The sequence below is a fragment of the Aquirufa sp. A-Brett2-W8 genome (assembly GCF_054558755.1).
Genome location: NZ_JBPXKS010000005.1, coordinates 170,968 through 188,663 on the forward strand (window position 1 = coordinate 170,968; position 17,696 = coordinate 188,663).

At 41.8% G+C, this 17,696-nt stretch carries 18 protein-coding genes; 9 read left to right on the top strand and 9 right to left on the bottom strand.

The window, feature by feature from the left end:
* Positions 1–119 precede the first annotated feature (119 nt).
* Complete coding sequence (gene greA / locus ACST13_RS05900; RefSeq protein WP_459522293.1) at positions 120–593, top strand: transcription elongation factor GreA; 474 nt, start codon at positions 120–122, stop codon at positions 591–593.
* Here greA and ACST13_RS05905 read toward each other — a convergent pair.
* Complete coding sequence (locus ACST13_RS05905; RefSeq protein WP_459522294.1) at positions 590–1,267, bottom strand: YggS family pyridoxal phosphate-dependent enzyme; 678 nt, start codon at positions 1,265–1,267, stop codon at positions 590–592. The two genes, greA and ACST13_RS05905, sit on opposite strands and share 4 nt — an antisense overlap.
* A 98-nt stretch (positions 1,268–1,365) precedes the next feature.
* Here ACST13_RS05905 and ACST13_RS05910 point away from each other — a divergent pair, with 98 nt between their 5' ends.
* The 4 genes from ACST13_RS05910 to rplI all read left to right on the top strand — a co-directional run bounded on the left by ACST13_RS05910 (position 1,366) and on the right by rplI (position 3,529).
* Positions 1,366–2,340 (top strand): hypothetical protein, encoded by a 975-nt coding sequence (locus tag ACST13_RS05910; RefSeq protein WP_459522295.1) that lies wholly within the window; start codon positions 1,366–1,368, stop codon positions 2,338–2,340.
* Positions 2,341–2,433: 93 nt separating this feature from the next.
* Entirely contained in the window at positions 2,434–2,796 is a 363-nt protein-coding gene (gene rpsF, locus ACST13_RS05915; RefSeq protein ID WP_459461581.1) for a 30S ribosomal protein S6, read from the top strand.
* 1 nt (position 2,797) lies between these two features.
* Positions 2,798–3,049 carry a 30S ribosomal protein S18 gene (gene rpsR, locus ACST13_RS05920; protein WP_130894912.1) on the top strand — a complete coding sequence of 84 codons (252 nt, stop codon included), beginning with the start codon at positions 2,798–2,800 and terminating at the stop codon, positions 3,047–3,049.
* A 36-nt stretch (positions 3,050–3,085) separates the two neighbouring features.
* Complete coding sequence (gene rplI / locus ACST13_RS05925) at positions 3,086–3,529, top strand: 50S ribosomal protein L9 (RefSeq protein WP_459522296.1); 444 nt, start codon at positions 3,086–3,088, stop codon at positions 3,527–3,529.
* A gap of 512 nt (positions 3,530–4,041) precedes the next feature.
* On the opposite strand, the gene ACST13_RS05930 is transcribed toward rplI, so the two are convergent.
* Positions 4,042–5,271 carry an isocitrate dehydrogenase (NADP(+)) gene (locus tag ACST13_RS05930; protein WP_459522297.1) on the bottom strand — a complete coding sequence of 410 codons (1,230 nt, stop codon included), beginning with the start codon at positions 5,269–5,271 and terminating at the stop codon, positions 4,042–4,044.
* A 213-nt stretch (positions 5,272–5,484) separates the two neighbouring features.
* Here ACST13_RS05930 and ffh point away from each other — a divergent pair, with 213 nt between their 5' ends.
* The gene (ffh, locus tag ACST13_RS05935; protein WP_459522298.1) at positions 5,485–6,819 is read left to right on the top strand and encodes a signal recognition particle protein; all 1,335 of its coding nucleotides are present in this window, start codon (positions 5,485–5,487) and stop codon (positions 6,817–6,819) included.
* On the opposite strand, the gene pheT is transcribed toward ffh, so the two are convergent.
* Positions 6,820–9,252 carry a phenylalanine--tRNA ligase subunit beta gene (gene pheT / locus ACST13_RS05940; protein ID WP_459522299.1) on the bottom strand — a complete coding sequence of 811 codons (2,433 nt, stop codon included), beginning with the start codon at positions 9,250–9,252 and terminating at the stop codon, positions 6,820–6,822. It lies immediately after the preceding gene.
* 8 nt (positions 9,253–9,260) lie between these two features.
* Positions 9,261–9,833, bottom strand: coding sequence for a peptide deformylase (gene def, locus ACST13_RS05945; protein WP_459522300.1), 573 nt, complete (start codon positions 9,831–9,833; stop codon positions 9,261–9,263).
* 100 nt (positions 9,834–9,933) lie between these two features.
* Between def and ACST13_RS05950 the strand changes: the two genes are divergently transcribed.
* From ACST13_RS05950 to bioB, 3 genes are read left to right on the top strand one after another with little or no spacing between them, the layout of a single operon-like run.
* On the top strand, positions 9,934–10,551 hold the full coding sequence (locus tag ACST13_RS05950; protein ID WP_459461591.1) for an inorganic pyrophosphatase: 618 nt from the start codon (positions 9,934–9,936) through the stop codon (positions 10,549–10,551).
* A gap of 20 nt (positions 10,552–10,571) precedes the next feature.
* Positions 10,572–12,341, top strand: a complete 1,770-nt coding sequence (gene sppA / locus ACST13_RS05955; protein WP_459522301.1) for a signal peptide peptidase SppA — start codon at positions 10,572–10,574, stop codon at positions 12,339–12,341.
* Between the two features lie 13 nt (positions 12,342–12,354).
* Positions 12,355–13,374 carry a biotin synthase BioB gene (bioB, locus tag ACST13_RS05960; RefSeq protein ID WP_459522302.1) on the top strand — a complete coding sequence of 340 codons (1,020 nt, stop codon included), beginning with the start codon at positions 12,355–12,357 and terminating at the stop codon, positions 13,372–13,374.
* A gap of 50 nt (positions 13,375–13,424) precedes the next feature.
* Here the strand turns inward: bioB and ACST13_RS05965 are convergent, their stop codons facing one another.
* The 5 genes from ACST13_RS05965 to ACST13_RS05985 form a co-directional block, all read right to left on the bottom strand.
* Positions 13,425–13,853 (bottom strand): GNAT family N-acetyltransferase, encoded by a 429-nt coding sequence (locus ACST13_RS05965; protein ID WP_459522303.1) that lies wholly within the window; start codon positions 13,851–13,853, stop codon positions 13,425–13,427.
* Positions 13,854–13,928: 75 nt separating this feature from the next.
* On the bottom strand, positions 13,929–15,512 hold the full coding sequence (rny, locus tag ACST13_RS05970; protein WP_459522304.1) for a ribonuclease Y: 1,584 nt from the start codon (positions 15,510–15,512) through the stop codon (positions 13,929–13,931).
* Positions 15,513–15,568: 56 nt separating this feature from the next.
* Positions 15,569–15,859, bottom strand: coding sequence for a cell division protein ZapA (locus ACST13_RS05975; RefSeq protein WP_459522305.1), 291 nt, complete (start codon positions 15,857–15,859; stop codon positions 15,569–15,571).
* Positions 15,856–16,185 (bottom strand): hypothetical protein, encoded by a 330-nt coding sequence (locus ACST13_RS05980; RefSeq protein WP_459522306.1) that lies wholly within the window; start codon positions 16,183–16,185, stop codon positions 15,856–15,858. Before ACST13_RS05980 ends, ACST13_RS05975 begins: the two co-directional genes overlap by 4 nt.
* Positions 16,182–17,675, bottom strand: coding sequence for a lipopolysaccharide biosynthesis protein (locus ACST13_RS05985; RefSeq protein ID WP_459522307.1), 1,494 nt, complete (start codon positions 17,673–17,675; stop codon positions 16,182–16,184). The genes ACST13_RS05980 and ACST13_RS05985 overlap by 4 nt, the downstream gene beginning before the upstream one ends.
* Between the last annotated feature and the right edge of the window lie 21 nt (positions 17,676–17,696).

Below are 17,696 nucleotides of genomic sequence, written 5' to 3' on the forward strand. Positions count from 1 at the left end.
TGTTAGAAAAACAAAAACCTTAGTTGCGAATCCGAAACAAAACTACAAATAATTTAGGTAGAACGGTCGGAGGCCGTTCTATTTTGTTTTTAAGCACAGAGGTTAAACCCTAAAAGATTATGGCTAAATTTCAATATTATACCGCAGAGGCATTAGATAAATTAAGAGCAGAATTACACTATTTGAAGATTACAGGTCGTTTAGATATGGCCAAACAAATAGCAGAAGCGCGTGATAAAGGCGATTTAAGTGAGAATGCAGAGTACGATGCGGCGAAAGATGCGCAAGGACTTTTGGAATTAAAGATTTCTAAAATGGAGGAAATTGTTTCAATAGCTCGCGTATTAGATGAGTCGACGATTGATTTGACCATAGTTTCGATTTATTCTATCGTTCAAATTAGAAATACGAAGAGTGGAATGACAGTTACTTATACTATTGTTTCAGAAGAAGAAGCTGATTTGAGGGCGGGAAAAATTTCCGTTTCATCTCCTTTCGGTAAGGGATTATTAGGTAAGAAAGTAGGGGATCTAGCGGAGATTACCGCTCCAGCAGGCAAATTAGAATTTGAGATTATGTCCTTAACGCGTTAGTGACGCGGGCCAAAGATGGCCGATCCTACACGAACTAGCGTTGAACCTAGTTCCGCAGCGATCAAATAATCACCAGACATACCCATGGATAATTCAATCCATTCCACAAGACCGGTCGACAAGCCGGTTTTGTTGTTTTTGAGCTTTTGGAAAAAATCCGCTAAGCTTTGAAACTCCTGCCTAATCTGCGTTTCATCTGCCGTAAAACTCGCCATCCCCATTAAACCTACGATTCTGATATTTTTCAACTCAGCAAATTCAGGATCTGCTAGTAAAGCGTCGGCCTCAGAAAAATCTAAACCAAATTTACTTTCCTCTGTCGCGATATAAATTTGAAGCAAACAGTTGATAATTCGGTCGTTTTTAGCCGCCTGCTTATTGATTTCTTTCAATAAATTCAGTGAATCAACGGAATGAATCAGGTGAATAAAAGGGGCGATATATTTTACTTTATTCGTTTGTAAGTGACCTATTTGATGCCAAAGAATGTCCTTAGGTAACACAGCCTGCTTTTCCACCATCTCTTGCACCCGATTTTCACCAAACTCAATGGCCCCCGCCGCATACGTTTCTTGCAACTCATCGATGCCTCTCGTCTTCGTAACCACAATAAGTCGAGCAGCACTATCGTTTAATTGCTTGTTAATCAAGGAAATTTCTTCTGAGATGGCCATAGGGCGGAAAGGCTAAATTTTGTTTGGACTTAAAAATATTATTAAAATTAATTTATTATTTTTGATTCAAGAGTAAAAGATTAAATAAAGCAGATTAAATGGAATCAGATAATTCGAGGGGAAACGAAAATAGTTTAAAGCGTCGCGTGACGTGGTTGACTATGTTGGTTTTGTTATTAGCAGGTTGGATCCTCGTAGATAAATTAGGTCTTATCGATCGATTTATGCAACCATCTCAAGATGAATTTGTAGAAAATGCCCAGGTTAAATTAGATTCCGTTGCGGAACAATTGAATTTACGTTTGGTTCAAATCAAAAAATTAGGAGGGAAGGTCAGTGAGTTAGAAACTGCAAAAGCACAAATTTTAGGAGATCAGAAACATTTAAGTGATATCGATCCAGCAGAATTCCAAAAAAAGCTATCCTATTATTTGCATTTATTAGGTCAAAAAGATGCGGAGATTAAAAAGTTGAAGAAAGAAAACGTCGTTTTAATCCTTCGTAATGATTCCCTAAGCAGAGAGGCCCAAATTCTAAAAGTGGGTTTAGTAAATATTCAAAAAGCACTAGAGGACTCGAGTAAGACTTTTGGTCTGAAAGAGCGTGAGCTAAGTGAAAAATCCCGTGTCCTTGAAATTAGGAATAAAGAATTGACTGAAAAAGTAACTGCGGCGGCTGCCTTGCGCGCAGAGGGGGTGAATGTCTATGCGATTTCATCTCGCGGGAAAGAGTCCTCCGTGAATAATCAAAAGGCGAAAAAAGTGGATAAAATTCGGGTGATGTTCCATTTGCAGGAGAATACATTTGCTAATAAGGAGATAAAAACAGTCTTTCTTCGCATTATTGAGCCTACTGGAACTACAATTTCAGATTATAATTTAGGTTCAGGAACTTTTGACTTCAAAGGCCGCGAACTAACTTTTACGAGTCGCCAGCGTATATTTTACGAAAACAATCACCAATCGGTGGAATTCATTCATTCTAGGCAAAATGGTTTCAAGCCCGGAAAGCATGAAATTGAGCTTTATGCCGAAGGGTATTTGATCGGCTTAGGTACCTTCGAAGTCCGCTAATTCTATTTTTTTGTTGTTAACCTTTTGATTGTGAAGGATTATTCCTACCTTTGCATTCCAAATTTTTACCAGTTTTTAAACAACAAATTTTTTATGGAATTAAAAAACTATGAGACGGTGTTCATTTTAACTCCCGTTTTGTCTGAACAACAGACAAAGGACACTGTTGAGAAATTCAAGAATCTGTTGGTAGAAAACGGCGCGCAAATCGTTCATGAAGACGCTTGGGGCTTACGTAAGTTAGCTTACCCGATTCAGAACAAGCACACCGGATATTACCAAATTTTCGAATTCGCAGCAGCTCCTACTTTAGTCGCTAAATTAGAATTAGAATTCAAGCGTGATGAGCGCGTGATTCGTTTCTTAACCCTAGCGGTAGATAAGCACGCTTTAGCGTACAATGAAAAAAAGAGAAAAGGATTAGTAGGTAGAAAACCAGAAAAAATTGAAGAATAATATGACACTAGTTAACGAACCTGTAGATAAGAACGGAAACCGTAAGAAGTATTGCCGTTTCAAGAAATCTGGTATTCAATACATTGATTTCAAAAACCCAGACTATTTATTGAAGTTAGTGAATGAGCAAGGTAAAATTTTACCTCGTCGTATCACTGGAACTTCTTTGAAATTCCAACGTCGTGTGGCTCAAGCTATTAAAAGAGCTCGTCACTTAGCGTTAATGCCTTACGTGGCTGACGGTTTAAAATAGATCCTTATCCAATAAACATTTGATTGTATACATAAGATGGAAATTATATTAAAAACAGATATTGCTGGATTAGGTTATAAGAACGATATCGTTGCAGTGAAAGCTGGTTACGGTCGTAATTACTTAATTCCACAAGGATTCGCAATCATGGCGACTCCATCTAACCGCAAGGTTGTAGCGGAAAACATTAAGCAAGCTGCTCACAAAGTGGAGAAAGTTCGCCAAGATGCTTTCGATTTAGCTACGGCTATCGGTGAAATGACATTGACTATTCCTGCGAAGACAGGGGATAGTGGAAAAATCTTTGGTCGTGTGACTAGCCTTCAAGTTTCAGAAATGTTGAAAGAAAAAGGTTTCGATATCGATCGTAAGAAGATTTCATTCGATTCAGAAGTGAAGACTACCGGCGATTACGCTGCTACGCTTGACTTACACAAAGAAGTTAAGCACAAGATTGCTTTCTCTGTGGTTTCAGAATAATTTTTGAAGCAAAATAATAGTAAGGAATCGCGCTGAGCAATCGGCGCGATTTTTTTATTTTATGCTCCGGCATAAAATAAAAAAATCTAGTCGCCTTCGGCTTAGTCATCGCTGTGCGATTTAGTCGCGACTGCGTCGTTTGGTCATCGCTGTGCGATTTAGTCGCGACTGCGTCGTTTGGTCATCGCTGTGCGATTTAGTCGCGACTGCGTCGTTTGGTCATCGCTGTGCGATTTAGTCACGACTGCGTCGTTTAGTCATCGCTGTGCGATTTAGTCACGACTGCGTCGTTTGGTCATCGCTGTGCGATTTAGTCACGACTGCGTCGTTTAGTCATCGCTGTGCGATTTAGTCACGACTGCGTCGTTTGGTCATCGCTGTGCGATTTAGTCAAAAAAATAAGCACAAAAAAAATCCGAAGAGGAATTTATTCCCCCTCCGGACTCTTTGACTAAGACGAAGTCGACTAAGCGACGTAGTCGCGACTAGCGTCTGTTTTCGCTGCGCGAAAACTACGCTAACGCTGCCTTCAAATTCGTATCCAGCGCCTCTAAGAACTCTTCTGTGTATAAGTAGTGCTCTCCGTGAGTGACTTTGTTTCCGTGGATACAAACTGCTAAGTCTTTGGTCATCTTACCTGACTCAACCGTAGCCACACAAACTTTTTCCAAAGTCTGGCAGAAATTAATCAACGCCGTATTATTATCTAATTTGCCACGGAACTCTAAACCACGAGTCCAAGCAAAAATAGAGGCAATTGGGTTAGTGGACGTAGGCTTTCCAGCTTGGTGATCGCGGTAGTGACGAGTCACTGTTCCGTGAGCTGCTTCCGCTTCCATTACTTTTCCGTCTGGTGTAATTAAAACAGAGGTCATTAGTCCTAGAGAGCCAAAACCTTGTGCAACCGTATCTGATTGAACGTCTCCGTCATAGTTTTTACAAGCCCAAACAAAGTTACCATTCCACTTTAACGCAGAAGCAACCATGTCATCGATCAAACGGTGCTCGTAAACGATACCCGCAGCGTCGAATTGTGCTTTATAATCTGCTTGGAAGATCTCTTCGAAGATGTCCTTGAAACGGCCATCGTATTTCTTCAAGATGGTGTTCTTTGTAGATAAATACAAAGGCCATCCTTTACTTAATGCCATGTTGAAGCAAGAGTGAGCAAAACCTTTAATCGATTCGTCCGTGTTATACATGGTCATTGCAACGCCATCCCCTTTGAAGTTATACACTTCGAAAGTTTGTGCCTCGCCACCATCTTCTGGTTGGAATGAAACGGTTAATTTACCTTTTCCTTTGGTTACAAAATCAGTTGCTCTATATTGATCACCAAAAGCGTGACGACCGATCATGATGGGAGCTGTCCAGTTCGGTACTAAACGAGGTACGTTTGCGCAAACGATTGGCTCACGGAATACCGTACCATCTAGAATGTTGCGAATTGTTCCGTTAGGGGACTTCCACATTTGTTTTAAATCAAATTCCGTAACACGAGCCTCATCTGGTGTGATGGTAGCACATTTGATACCTACACCGTATTTTTTGATTGCCTCAGCTGCCTCGATAGTTACTTGGTCATTCGTTTCATCGCGGTACTCTACGCCTAAATCATAGTATTTAATGTCTAAATCTAAATAAGGTAAGATTAATTTATCCTTGATGAATTTCCAGATAATTCGAGTCATTTCATCGCCATCTAATTCGACGACTGGGTTAGCAACTTTAATTTTTTCCATTTTTGTTAGTTCAATGTTTTGATCGGTTGTGATAATCCTGCAAAGGTAAAGACTTAATCTTTTTTCCTCCATTATTTTAGGGTATTTTTGTCAAAATGTCGGATATTTTTTTGCGTTAGCAGGTTAAGATGAATGGAGTGAAAGTTCGATATCTTTATTTGATTAAAATTTGTCTGAAAAAGCGTAAATTGCAGTCCTTTTTTTTGAAATACTATGTTTGATAATTTAAGTTCGAAGTTGACCGCTGCCATGCGTACCCTGAAGGGGAATGGCAGAATTACGGATATTAACGTTGCCGCTACGGTGAAGGAAATTCGCCGCGCCTTGATGGATGCGGACGTTAACTACAAGGTAGCGAAAGAGATTACGGATCGGATTAAGGATCAGGCGATGGGCCAAAAAATCCTCATTGCCGTCGAGCCTGGTCAATTATTGACTAAAATTGTTCATGATGAATTAACCCAATTAATGGGTGGTCAAAAGCAGGATATTAACCTGAAAGGGGATCCAGCCGTTGTCTTAATTGCGGGTTTGCAGGGTTCTGGTAAGACAACATTCTCAGGAAAATTAGCGCAATACATTAAAAAAGGAGGCCGTAACGTGCTTTTGGTAGCCTGTGATATTTACCGTCCTGCGGCGATTGACCAATTGAAAGTATTGGGAGAGCAAGTAGGAGTGGAAGTATATGCCGAGCCTGAAAATAAAAGTGCGGTGAGCATTGCTGAAAATGCCTTGTCTTATGCACGTAAGATGGGTAAGAAGGTTGTAATCGTCGATACAGCCGGTCGTTTAGCCGTAGATGAGGTCATGATGACTGAAATCGCTGCGGTGAAGGAGGCGATTAAACCCACAGAAATTTTGTTCGTTGTGGATTCCATGACGGGTCAAGATGCGGTGAATACGGCGAAGACCTTTAATGAACGCTTAAACTTTGACGGGGTTGTTTTAACTAAATTAGATGGGGATTCCCGCGGTGGTGCGGCTCTTTCTATTCGTCAAATCGTAGATAAGCCGATTAAATTCATTTCTACAGGGGAGAAAATGGAGGCCTTAGATCAGTTCTATCCTGATCGTATGGCGAACCGTATCCTAGGAATGGGGGACGTTTTATCGTTAGTGGAGCGTGCTCAGCAGGCTTTTGATGAAGATGAAGCGGCGCGTTTAAATAAGAAGATACGCTCAAACAATTTCACCTTCGAGGACTTCTACGCTCAATTGCAGCAAATCAAAAAGATGGGTAACATCAAAGATTTGATGGGTATGGTGCCGGGAATGAGTAAGGCGGTGAAAGATGTAGATATCTCTAATGATTCCTTCAAGCCGATTGAAGCGATCATCAATTCCATGACCGCTAAGGAGCGTCAAAATCCAGATATTTTGAACCCATCCCGCAAGAATCGTATTGTGGCTGGATCAGGAACATCGATTCAAGAGGTGAATAACCTGTTGAAGCAGTTCGAGGACATGCGCAAAATGATGAAGATGATGAACAAGGTGCAGGATGGAAAGATGAAGATGCCTAATTTAGGCGGCATGCTCAAGCGTTAATTATTTTCTAATTATCGCTCCTATTTCCTTCTCGAATCCTTTCATTAAGCGATCCATGGTGGACTCAATTACCTTGTCTGTAAGGGTTTGAGCCTCATCTTGTAGCGTAAAACTAACCGAATAAGCCTTCTTGCCTTCGCCTAAGTTTTTGCCTTCGTACACATCGAAGATGGATACATTTTTCAGTAAACTCTTCTCGTATTGTTCAGCTAATTTTCGAATGGCTTGGTAGCTAACGGCTTTATCAATCACTAAAGATAGGTCACGACGTACTTCTGGGAACTTAGAAATCTCTTGGTAAACGAAGTCTGCTTTCTCTTGCTTCACCCAATAATCCCAGTCGAAATCTGCAAAGAAAACGTCTTGTTTTACATCCCATTTGCTGGCTAAATTGGGATGAATCATCCCTAGTTCTAGGCAAGCCTTTTTGTTGATCGAAATGCGTAATCCGAAGGCAAATACACTCGAATTTTCGATGGTATCTGTCTCGAATTCTGTCACACCTAAAGAACGCATTAATTCGATACTCACCTGATATAAGTGATGAAGTGCGGTTTTAGCTGGAGCGCTAGACCAAGTTTCTCCTGACCACAATCCGGTGGTAAATAAGGCTAAGTGTTTCTTTTCGATGTATTTAGCCCCTTTTTTATGGTAGGTTTTGCCAAATTCAAAGACTTTCAAATCTTTTTGCCGGCGGTTAATATTATGTGCTAAGACCTCTAAACCGGCGAAAGACATGTGCTGTCTCATCACGCCTAGATCTTCTGAAAGTCGGTTAAGGATTTCCACTGTTTCGAATGGTAGATCCTTAGCGATCGCTGCGTGCGCATCGGCTTTCGTCAGTGAGTTGGTGATGATTTCTTGGAAGCCTTTGGCCGTCAAAATCTGTGAGATATTCAACTGAACTCGTTCCTTGTCTAAAAGGGGGAATTCCGAGATAAAATTCGCGCTCAAATGATCCGACAATGGGATATTATCCAAACCGTGGATACGCAAGATTTCCTCGATAATATCTGCATCTCTCGTCACATCGACGCGGTAAGCAGGGGAGATAGCAACGAATTCGTCGCCTTTATCTGCTTCGATTTTGAAATCTAATAGCATCAAAATTTCTTTAATTCTTTCCGCCGCTAATTCAATACCGATGTATTTTTGAACCCGAACTACATTTACTGGAATGCGAACTAATTCGACTTGTGCAGGGTAATAATCAATCGGTTCTGACGTGATTTTTCCGCCAGCTAATTCTTGAATTAATTGCGCCGCATATTCCATAGCAAATAACTTTGCCTGAATATCAGTGCCACGCTCAAAACGGAAGGAGGCATCGGTTTTTAGACCGTGAATTTGGCTTGCCTTCCGAATACGCTCTGGCTTGAAGTGGGCCACTTCTAAGAAAACGCGCGACGTAGAATCTTTAATACTAGAATGTTCTCCGCCCATGACACCGGCTAATCCGATGGCGCCCGAGGCGTCGCAGATCATTAATTCTTCGCCAGTCAATTTACGTTCAACGCCATCTAGTGTTTTGAAAAGAGTGCCCGCAGGTAAGCTTTCCACGATTAATTTACCTCCTTTGATTTCATTCCAATCGTAGGCATGCATCGGCTGACCTACTCCATGGCAAATAAAATTAGTGATATCGACCACGTTATTGATGGGGCGCAATCCGATGGCAGCTAAACGCTCTTGCAACCAAATAGGCGAAGGCGCTACCTGAATGCCGTCAATCGTAATGCCACAAAAGCGATCGCATCCAGTGTCTTTCACTTCCACTGTGATCGGATGTGTGTTGCTTTCAATGACTAAGGCTGGCGAAGGTAATTGAATAGGAAGCCCAGTTACAGCCCGAATATCTCGCGCTACGCCCCAGTGTGAGGCTGCGTCTGCGCGGTTAGGCGTTAGCCCGATTTCTAAGACTAAATCCCCCGCAATGTCAAAAAAGGAGGCAGCCGGAGTTCCGTTCGGAACTTGTGTGTCTAAAACTAAAATACCATCGTGCGATGATCCGATTCCGATTTCATCCTCTGCACATATCATACCTTCCGAAGGCTGTCCGTAGACTTTGCGCTTCTCAATCGTGAATAATTCTTTCCCGTCCTTGTCGTATAATTGAGTGCCAGGGGTTGCCACGATTACTTTTTGGCCTGCTGCTACATTCTCAGCCCCACAAACGATGGTTAAAATTTCATCCAAACCAGCATCCACCGTAGTTAGGCTTAAGAATTTCTCTTTTACCTCGAATTTCTCACAAGTTAAAACCTCGCCTACCACGAATCCTTTTAATCCACCCGGAATCTTATCATGTGGTTCGATACCTTCCACTTCAAGTCCCGTATTTGTTAATAAAACGTCTAATTCTTCTGGGCTGCCTTGTGCAGGAAGCTTCGAAATATCAATAAAATCACGTAACCAATTAAGGGAAATTTTCATCTGTCTAATTAACGAGTAAGCTTCATTTTGTAATCCACGGAAACCTTTCCTCGCGTGATATCACTTAACTTATTTTTTATGAGGCGTTTTTTTACAGGATTCAAATGATCTGTGAATAAAATGCCTTCGATATGATCATATTCGTGCTGGATAATGCGGGCGGCTAAACTTTCAAAAATGTCTGTTCTTTCCTCTCCCTGCTCGGTCCAATAGTGGATTTTAACATATTCTGGGCGATAAACTTCTCCTCGAATACCCGGGATAGATAAGCAACCCTCTTCAAAACCCCATTCGTCCCCTGTTTCCTCCAGAACCGTCGGATTAACGAATACCTTTTTAAAACCAACTAATGACTGATCCACATCCTCCTCTTTTTCTCCTTCGTTCATGGGGCGTCCATCCACCACAAATAATCGAATGTCCATACCTATCTGAGGAGCTGCTAAACCCACGCCGCTGGCCGCGTACATAGTTTCGAACATATCTTCTGATAGTTTGATTAAATCGATACTTCCTACTTCAATAGGAGATGCGACTTTTCTTAAAACAGGATCCCCGTAGGGTATAATTGGATAAATCATGTTTGATAACGCAATGCAAACAACAAATTTAGCAGAATTTATCCTTTGTTTTTCGTAATTTGCTTTGATTTTTAACCTAAGTGAGATTAATAAAAAGAATATGAATAGAAACTTCTTTAAGGCACATCCTTGGCATGGCGTTCAAATCGGTGATCAAATGCCTGAATTAGTGACGGCATTTATCGAAATTGTTCCGACGGATACAGTGAAGTATGAGATTGATAAACAAACGGGCTATCTAAAAATCGATCGCCCGCAGAAATTCTCGAACATTGTTCCTGCATTATATGGCTTTTTGCCACAAACTTATTGTTCTGATGGAATTGCGGAATTAGCTCGCAAGTATTCCGGGAAAGATATTGAAAGAGGGGATGGCGATCCTTTAGATATTTTAGTACTTTCAGAGCGGGCAATTACACATGGAGATATTTTATGTCAGGCGATTCCCATTGGTGGAATTCGCATGATTGATAAGGGGGAGGCGGATGATAAAATTATTGCTGTATTAAAGGATGATCCTATTTATGGCAAATGGAAAGATATTGCAGATGCGCCTAAAGATATCGTTGAACGTTTGAGACATTATTTCTGGACCTATAAAATGTTGCCGGGAGAAATGTCTTCGAGTTCAGTAGATATTGATGATATTTATGGCCGTGAAGTGGCCTTCGAAGTGATTCGTCAGGCGAGAGAAGATTACCGTAAAAACTTTGGTTAGAAACAATTTAAAATAGTTTTATGTGGCAATTTATTAAGTATTCTTTAGCGACCGTTTTTGGTCTTTTTCTATTTTCAATCGTCTCCTTGTTGCTTTTAGCAGGCGTAGGTGCAGCGATTGGAAGCTCGGATGAGGTGTTTGACCTAAAAGATAATTCGGTTTTAAGACTGGATTTGAATCGGCCTATTGTAGAAAATGCAACGACGGAGGATAATCCTTTTTCGGCAATTACCGATGTCTATTTTGCTCCCACGGAAAATGTAGGTTTGATTCAAGTTTTGTCTGCCTTAGAGCGGGCAAAAGTGGATCCGAAGATTAAAGGAATCTACTTAGATGCGAGTTTTCCGATGGCGGGTTATGCCCAGCTTTCGGAGATTCGGGAGGCGATTCAGAAGTTCCAAAAGTCGGGTAAATTCGTCTATGCTTACGCAAATTCCTATACGGAGAAAGGCTATTATATCTCTTCTGTGGCGGATAAGACCTATTTAAATCCGAATGGATTGCTGGATTTCAATGGTATTAGCGTTCAATATACGTTCTATAAGAAGGCCTTGGATAAATTAGAAATTGAGCCATTGGTTTTCCGGGTGGGAACGTATAAATCGGCGGTAGAGCCCTTTATTCGCGAAGACATGAGTGAAGAAAATAAGGCGCAGACTTCGTCCTTCTTACAATCGATTAATACCTATGTGTTTGATAAAATTGCACGTAGTAAAAATATTCCTGTACGTAAATTAGATATGATTGCGGATAGTCTGCAGGCTTTTGAGCCTTCAAATGCAGAGAAATTAGGGATGGTAAAGCAGGGTTATTGGGATGAATTTGAGGCCTTATTATTGAAGGCTTCTGGTGAGAAGGAGAAGGTAAAATACGTGAGTGTAAATCATTATTTACAGGCTAAAAATCCCATCGAAGAAGTAGAAGGAAAAGATCGTATCGCTGTTTTAGTAGCAGAAGGCGAGATTTCAGGAACAAGAGCAAGTGAGGGAAATATTGGTTCGGATGATTTTGTAAAGGAGTTGAAAAAACTTCGGGAGAGTAAATCAGTGAAAGCTATCGTTCTACGAATTGATTCTCCGGGTGGTTCATCCCTTGCTTCAGATATTATGTGGCGTGAAATCGAATTAACGAAGAAAGTGAAGCCAATTATCTCCTCGATGTCAAACTATGCCGCATCCGGCGGTTATTACATGGCGATGGGAACAGATGTTATTGTAGCTCAGCCTACGACGATCACGGGTTCTATTGGCATTTTTGCTGCTTGGTTTAATGTGGATAATTTCTTGAAAAATACTTTAGGCATTACGCAAGACCATGTGAATACAAATGCGAATTCGAATTTTATGACTTCGGCAGGTGCTTTGACAGATTTCCAAAAATCGGTCGTACAGAATTCAGTGAACAAAGGCTACCTTTCTTTTACTACGAAAGCAGCGGCTGGTCGCAAGATGACTTTACAACGTTTGCAGTCATTGGCTGGTGGACGTGTTTGGACGGGAGCACAGGCGAAGCAAATCGGTTTAGTGGATGAATTAGGGGGATTAGATAAGGCGATTGAAATTGCTGCTTCTAAGGCAAAATTAAAGCCAGGATCTTACAAAGTCGCGATTTTTCCAAAAGCTAAATCATTTGTGGATGAATTATTAAATTCAGCTACCTCTGAGACATCGATGGCTGATCGTTTATTAGCCAAAAATATCCCTTGGGCCTCATCCGTTTTAGAGGTAAATCGTTGGAAAAAAAGAGAAGGCTTCTTAGCAATGATGCCTTATTTAATGGAATTTGAATAGAAATAAAGCTTATATGGTACGTAATAATTGGACTCGCGAAGAGGTAGAAAAAATTTATAACCAACCGTTTTTAGACTTGGTTTATCAAGCCGCTACGGTACACCGGGAAAATTTTGACCCGAACGAGGTGCAGATCTCTACTTTATTATCCATCAAAACGGGAGGTTGTCCGGAGGACTGTTCCTATTGTTCTCAAGCCGCTCGTTACCACACGAACGTAAAGGTGCAAAAATTGCTTCCTTACGAAGAGGTAATTCAAGCGGCTAACCGTGCGAAAGATAGCGGAAGTTCTCGTTTTTGTATGGGAGCCGCGTGGCGCGAAGTGCGTGATAACAAAGACTTTGACCGTGTGCTAGATATGGTGAAAGGGGTAAACTCCTTAGGAATGGAAGTTTGTTGCACCCTGGGTATGTTATCAGAGGAGCAAGCACAGAAGTTAAAGGAGGCGGGTTTATACGCATACAATCACAATATCGATACAAGTGAGGAATATTATGAAGATGTTATTTCGACGCGCACCTATGATGATCGTTTAGAGACCTTAGGAAACGTGCGTAAGGCGAATTTATCCGTTTGTTCTGGGGGTATCATCGGAATGGGGGAAAGTGCCGGAGATCGCATGGGCATGTTGTTAACCCTAGCGAATCTTCCCGAGCATCCGGAATCTGTTCCAGTAAATAATTTGGTGCCAGTAGAGGGAACTCCTTTTGAGAATCAAAAGACGGCTTCGGTTTGGGATTTAGTTCGGGTGATCGCAACGGCGAGAATTATGATGCCTAAGTCTGCGGTTCGATTATCTGCCGGTCGTCTAGAATTAAACTACGAAGGCCAGGCGTTCTGTTTTATGGCAGGAGCAAATTCGATTTTCTCGGGGGATGTCTTATTAACAACACCTAATCCGGATACGAAATCAGATGAAGAATTATTCCAAATCTTGAGCATCAAACCGAAGGCAGCCTTCAAAGATGCGCGCAAAGCAGGTATTGAATTCAACCAGATTCCAAGCGCACAGGGGCTAGAGCACACGCATTGATAGAAAATAATAAATGAACGGGCGCTATTTCGAGAGAGGTAGCGCCTTTTTTATAATTGCTTCTGCATGCGGAAGTGTTGGATTTCCCCGTATAAAAGGTAAGATTCCGTAACAATCGTGTAGCCTATAGCTTTGTAAAAAGGCACGGCATTCTCTCTAGCCTCTAATACGATTTCAGTCCAGCCTTTTAGCCTTGCCTTCTCCTCTAAATAAACCATGATGGCTTTTCCGATTCCTTTTCCTTGAGCAGCCGTAGCGATGGCTACGCATCGCACTTGCCCCTGCTTGGCGGCAGATTCATGCATCCTGGCCACTCCTACAACTTCCCCCTCTTCGACAGCAATGGCATGAATGGCTAGGTCTTCGTCTGTGAGTACTTCCGAGCCTAACGGTTGATTCCAGGGCTCTCTGAGCACATGGAAACGCAACCCATAATAGGCTTTCCATTCAGCGTCGGTTTGCGGAGACTTGATTTCCATGGAAGACTAAACTTGTAGGGGATAAAAAATGGCGCCACCCTGCGGGCGGCGCCATAAATATAAATGATTTAGATCTTATTTTGCAAAGTTCACCGCACGCATTTCGCGAATCACGGTTACTTTGATTTGACCTGGATATTGCATCTCTTTCTCGATTTTTTGAGAAATGTCAAACGATAAGTTCGATGCCTTTTCGTCACTCACATTCTCTGAATCGACCATGATACGAAGCTCACGACCCGCTTGGATCGCATAACACTTTTGAACTCCATCGAATGAAGTAGCTAAAGCCTCTAAATCACGCAAACGCTTCATGTAAGATTCCATCATCTCGCGACGTGCGCCTGGACGAGATCCAGAGATCGCATCACACACTTGGATAATAGGGGAAATCATGGAAGTCATTTCGCACTCATCATGGTGAGCTCCGATCGCATTACAAACTTCAGGATGCTCTTTGTATTTCTGAGCTAATTCCATTCCTAACAATGCGTGAGGAAGCTCAGGCTCTTCATGCCAAACTTTACCAATATCGTGCAATAGACCCGCACGTTTCGCTAGCTTCGCATTTAATCCTAATTCCGCTGCCATCGTTGCACAAAGTTTCGCGACTTCGCGAGAGTGCTGCAAGAGGTTTTGGCCATAAGAAGAACGGAAGCGCATGCGACCGATCATCTTAATTAATTCTGGGTGTAAGCCGTGAATGTCTAAGTCGATGACCGTCTTCTCGCCGATCTCGATGATCTCATCGTCGATGTTCTTACGGGTCTTATTCACAACCTCCTCAATACGTGCTGGGTGAATACGTCCATCTTGCACTAAACGGTGCAAAGATAAACGTGCAATCTCACGACGTACTGGATCGAAACCAGAGATGATAATTGCTTCCGGGGTATCATCCACGATAAATTCTACTCCCGTTGCTGCTTCCAGTGCGCGGATGTTACGACCCTCGCGGCCGATGATTTTACCCTTGATGTCGTCTGATTCGATGTTGAAAACAGAGACGCAGTTTTCGATCGCATGTTCAGCTGCGGTGCGTTGAATCGTTTCGATGACGATTTTTTTCGCCTCTTTCGTTGCCGTCAATTTCGCTTCCTCAATGGCTTGTTTCACTAAAGAACTCGCCTTGCTTTCTGCTTCTGCCTTTAAGGCATCCATGATTTGCTGACGTGCTTCATCTGCCGAAAGACCGGCAATTTTTTCCAATTGGCTAATCTGGTTAGCAAGCATTGCTTCCGTCTCTTCGCGCTTCTTCTCTACGTCTTCTAGCTTCTTGCGGTAGTTATCTTCTTTCGATTGAACGCTTTGTTTAGCTGATTGTAATTCTTGTTCGGCTACGCGCTGTTGTTCCGCTTGCTGCGCTAAAACGCGTTCTTTCTCGCGCAATTTTTGTTCGTTTTCTACAAGGATTCCTTTTTTGTTTTGGGACTCTTCTTCGAATTCAGAACGAAGGCGTAGGAAGTTTTCCTTCGCTTCTAGCATGCGGTCTCTTTTGATGTTTTCTGCAGAGATTTCTGCATTTTTAAGGATGTCTTCCGCTTTACGCTGGGCATCCCCTTCGATATTTTTATTCACCTTCGAGAAGAATACTTTTCCGGCAAATAGTCCTCCCGCCGCGGCGATGAGGGGTAAAATAAATGTGAATATAGTGGACATATAGAACGAATGTGTGTTTATACATTAGTTCCCTGAAAAATCGAAAAAAAGGAAAATTATACCGTGAACTCTGCCGCAAGAGATAACAATTCATTATTTTCTTCCAGCACGTCGGCTTGGAGTGAATTGTGCTCTGCGTCAAATTTTAAACCACACATGGCCAGATCTAAAGCAACCATTGCCATTACAGCAGCGGGATCTGAACTATTTGTTTGCTGTTCGTAATAACGAACAAGTTTGTTCACTAAGGATGCTGCATTTCTTACGTAAGCCTCCTCTCCTGGACTAACCTTCAAGGCGATACTTTGTATGCCAACGATCAGATTACAAGGGATTTTAGGATTCATGGATTGCGTAATTGGTCAATGCAATGATCTATTTTTGTTATATATTCTTCTAACTTTTGTTTCAACTCAGCGGTGGGAACTGCTGTGTTATCTGTATTAGCTACAATTTTAGCGAAATTATCTGATTTTTTAAAGTTTTTCTCCAATTCTTTTAGCCGTCTTTGCGATTTAGCTAGTTCTTCGGATTTAGTGTGTAGTTTCTGTTGTAAATCATCCAGCTCGGCTTGTTTTTGAATGAGTGTGCCCTGGTATTCTTGCATACGCGCCACCATTCCGCCGATTTTCAGCTTCAGGTTTAAGTATTGCATTTTTAGTTCTGATTTCATTTCAGGGCTAAGCTAGGTCTTCCGTTTTTCCAGGAAAATTCTTTGATGAAAATATAGGCCAAAATACAAATAAATCCGATGTTTTGGCTGATGAGTAGGGGGATTTCTAAACGCGATAAAACAGTGCCAGATTCGATGGCAATAACTCCCAAACTGATGTAAACGATGGCGGCCATCCAGCGGTAGGGTGCGGGATCATATTTTTGGCCCCCTACATAACACAATAAAGTCATAACCATGGCTGATACTAGGAAAGAATAAGCGCAGGCCAAGTAGCCATAAACGGGGATAAATAGGATGTTACCTATCAGCGTAACGGCTAGACCTGTCACCGTAATTACCGTACCCATATAGGTTTTATTGGTCTTTTTAAACCAAACTGACTGCGTGTAATACACCCCTAAAAATAAGTTAGCCAGCAATAAAATGGGTACAACTCCTATGCCTTCCCAATAGATAGGCTGGCGTAAAAACAGGCCTTGAATCCAAAATAAATTCGAACTCACACCCACCCACAAGACGAGGCAAACGATCACGAACCAATGGCTTACGAGTGCTAAATTAGATTGACTATTTTCCGCGGATTTAGAACCTAAGAAGAAAGGTTCTGCCGCATATTTGAAGGCCTGAATCGCTAAACTCATAAATACGGAGAGTTTATAACAGTTTCCGTAAATACCCAGAGCATCTTCTGATGTTCTACCCGCGTAAAATCCAGCAGGTAAAAATTCTTCCAACAGTAAGCGGTCAAACATCAAGTTAAACATCGCGGCTAAACTCATGAACATGATGGGGAAGGAATAGACCCATAATTTCTTCATTTCCGCTCCGTCCCAAGTCCATTGATAAGTAGCAAAGGAGGACCGCAACCAATAGAATAGACTCGCGTTAGCCAGTAAGTTCGCTAAGAATATATAACCAGCACCGATGCTCGGGAAATATAAATTTTGTAAAAATGCAGGACCCCAATGTTCTTCCTGCATCGGCTTTAATAAGGCCAAAAAGAATAAGTTCAAGCTTATGTTGATGAATATTGAAACAGTTTTGGCCTTAACGAATAAGGAGATTTTATGCTCTAAACGCAGCCGTGCAAAAGGAATCGCCGTCACTGCATCGATAGCCAAAATCAAAGCCAACCACCGCATGAATTGTCCTTTCCCTTCATAGCCTAGTTGCGCCATTAAAGGATCAGCATAGATAAATAATCCCAGGGTAAAGATTCCCGAAGTCAGGATGATGGCCGTTAAAATGATGTTATAATAACGTTCTGGCGCTTCTTTCGCATAACGGAAATAAGCCGTCTCCATACCGTAGGTATAGATAATATTCGCGATGGCCATATAGCCATAGAGCTTGACGTTTACGCCTAATTCAGCGGGTAAAAAAGCGGCTGTGTGGATGAAAACCAATAAAAAATTCAGTGAACGACCTAGGATCGTACTGAATCCATAGGATAGTGTTTCGCCAGCTAATTTTTTAAGAATGGACATGCGTCAATGTTCGGTCAATTC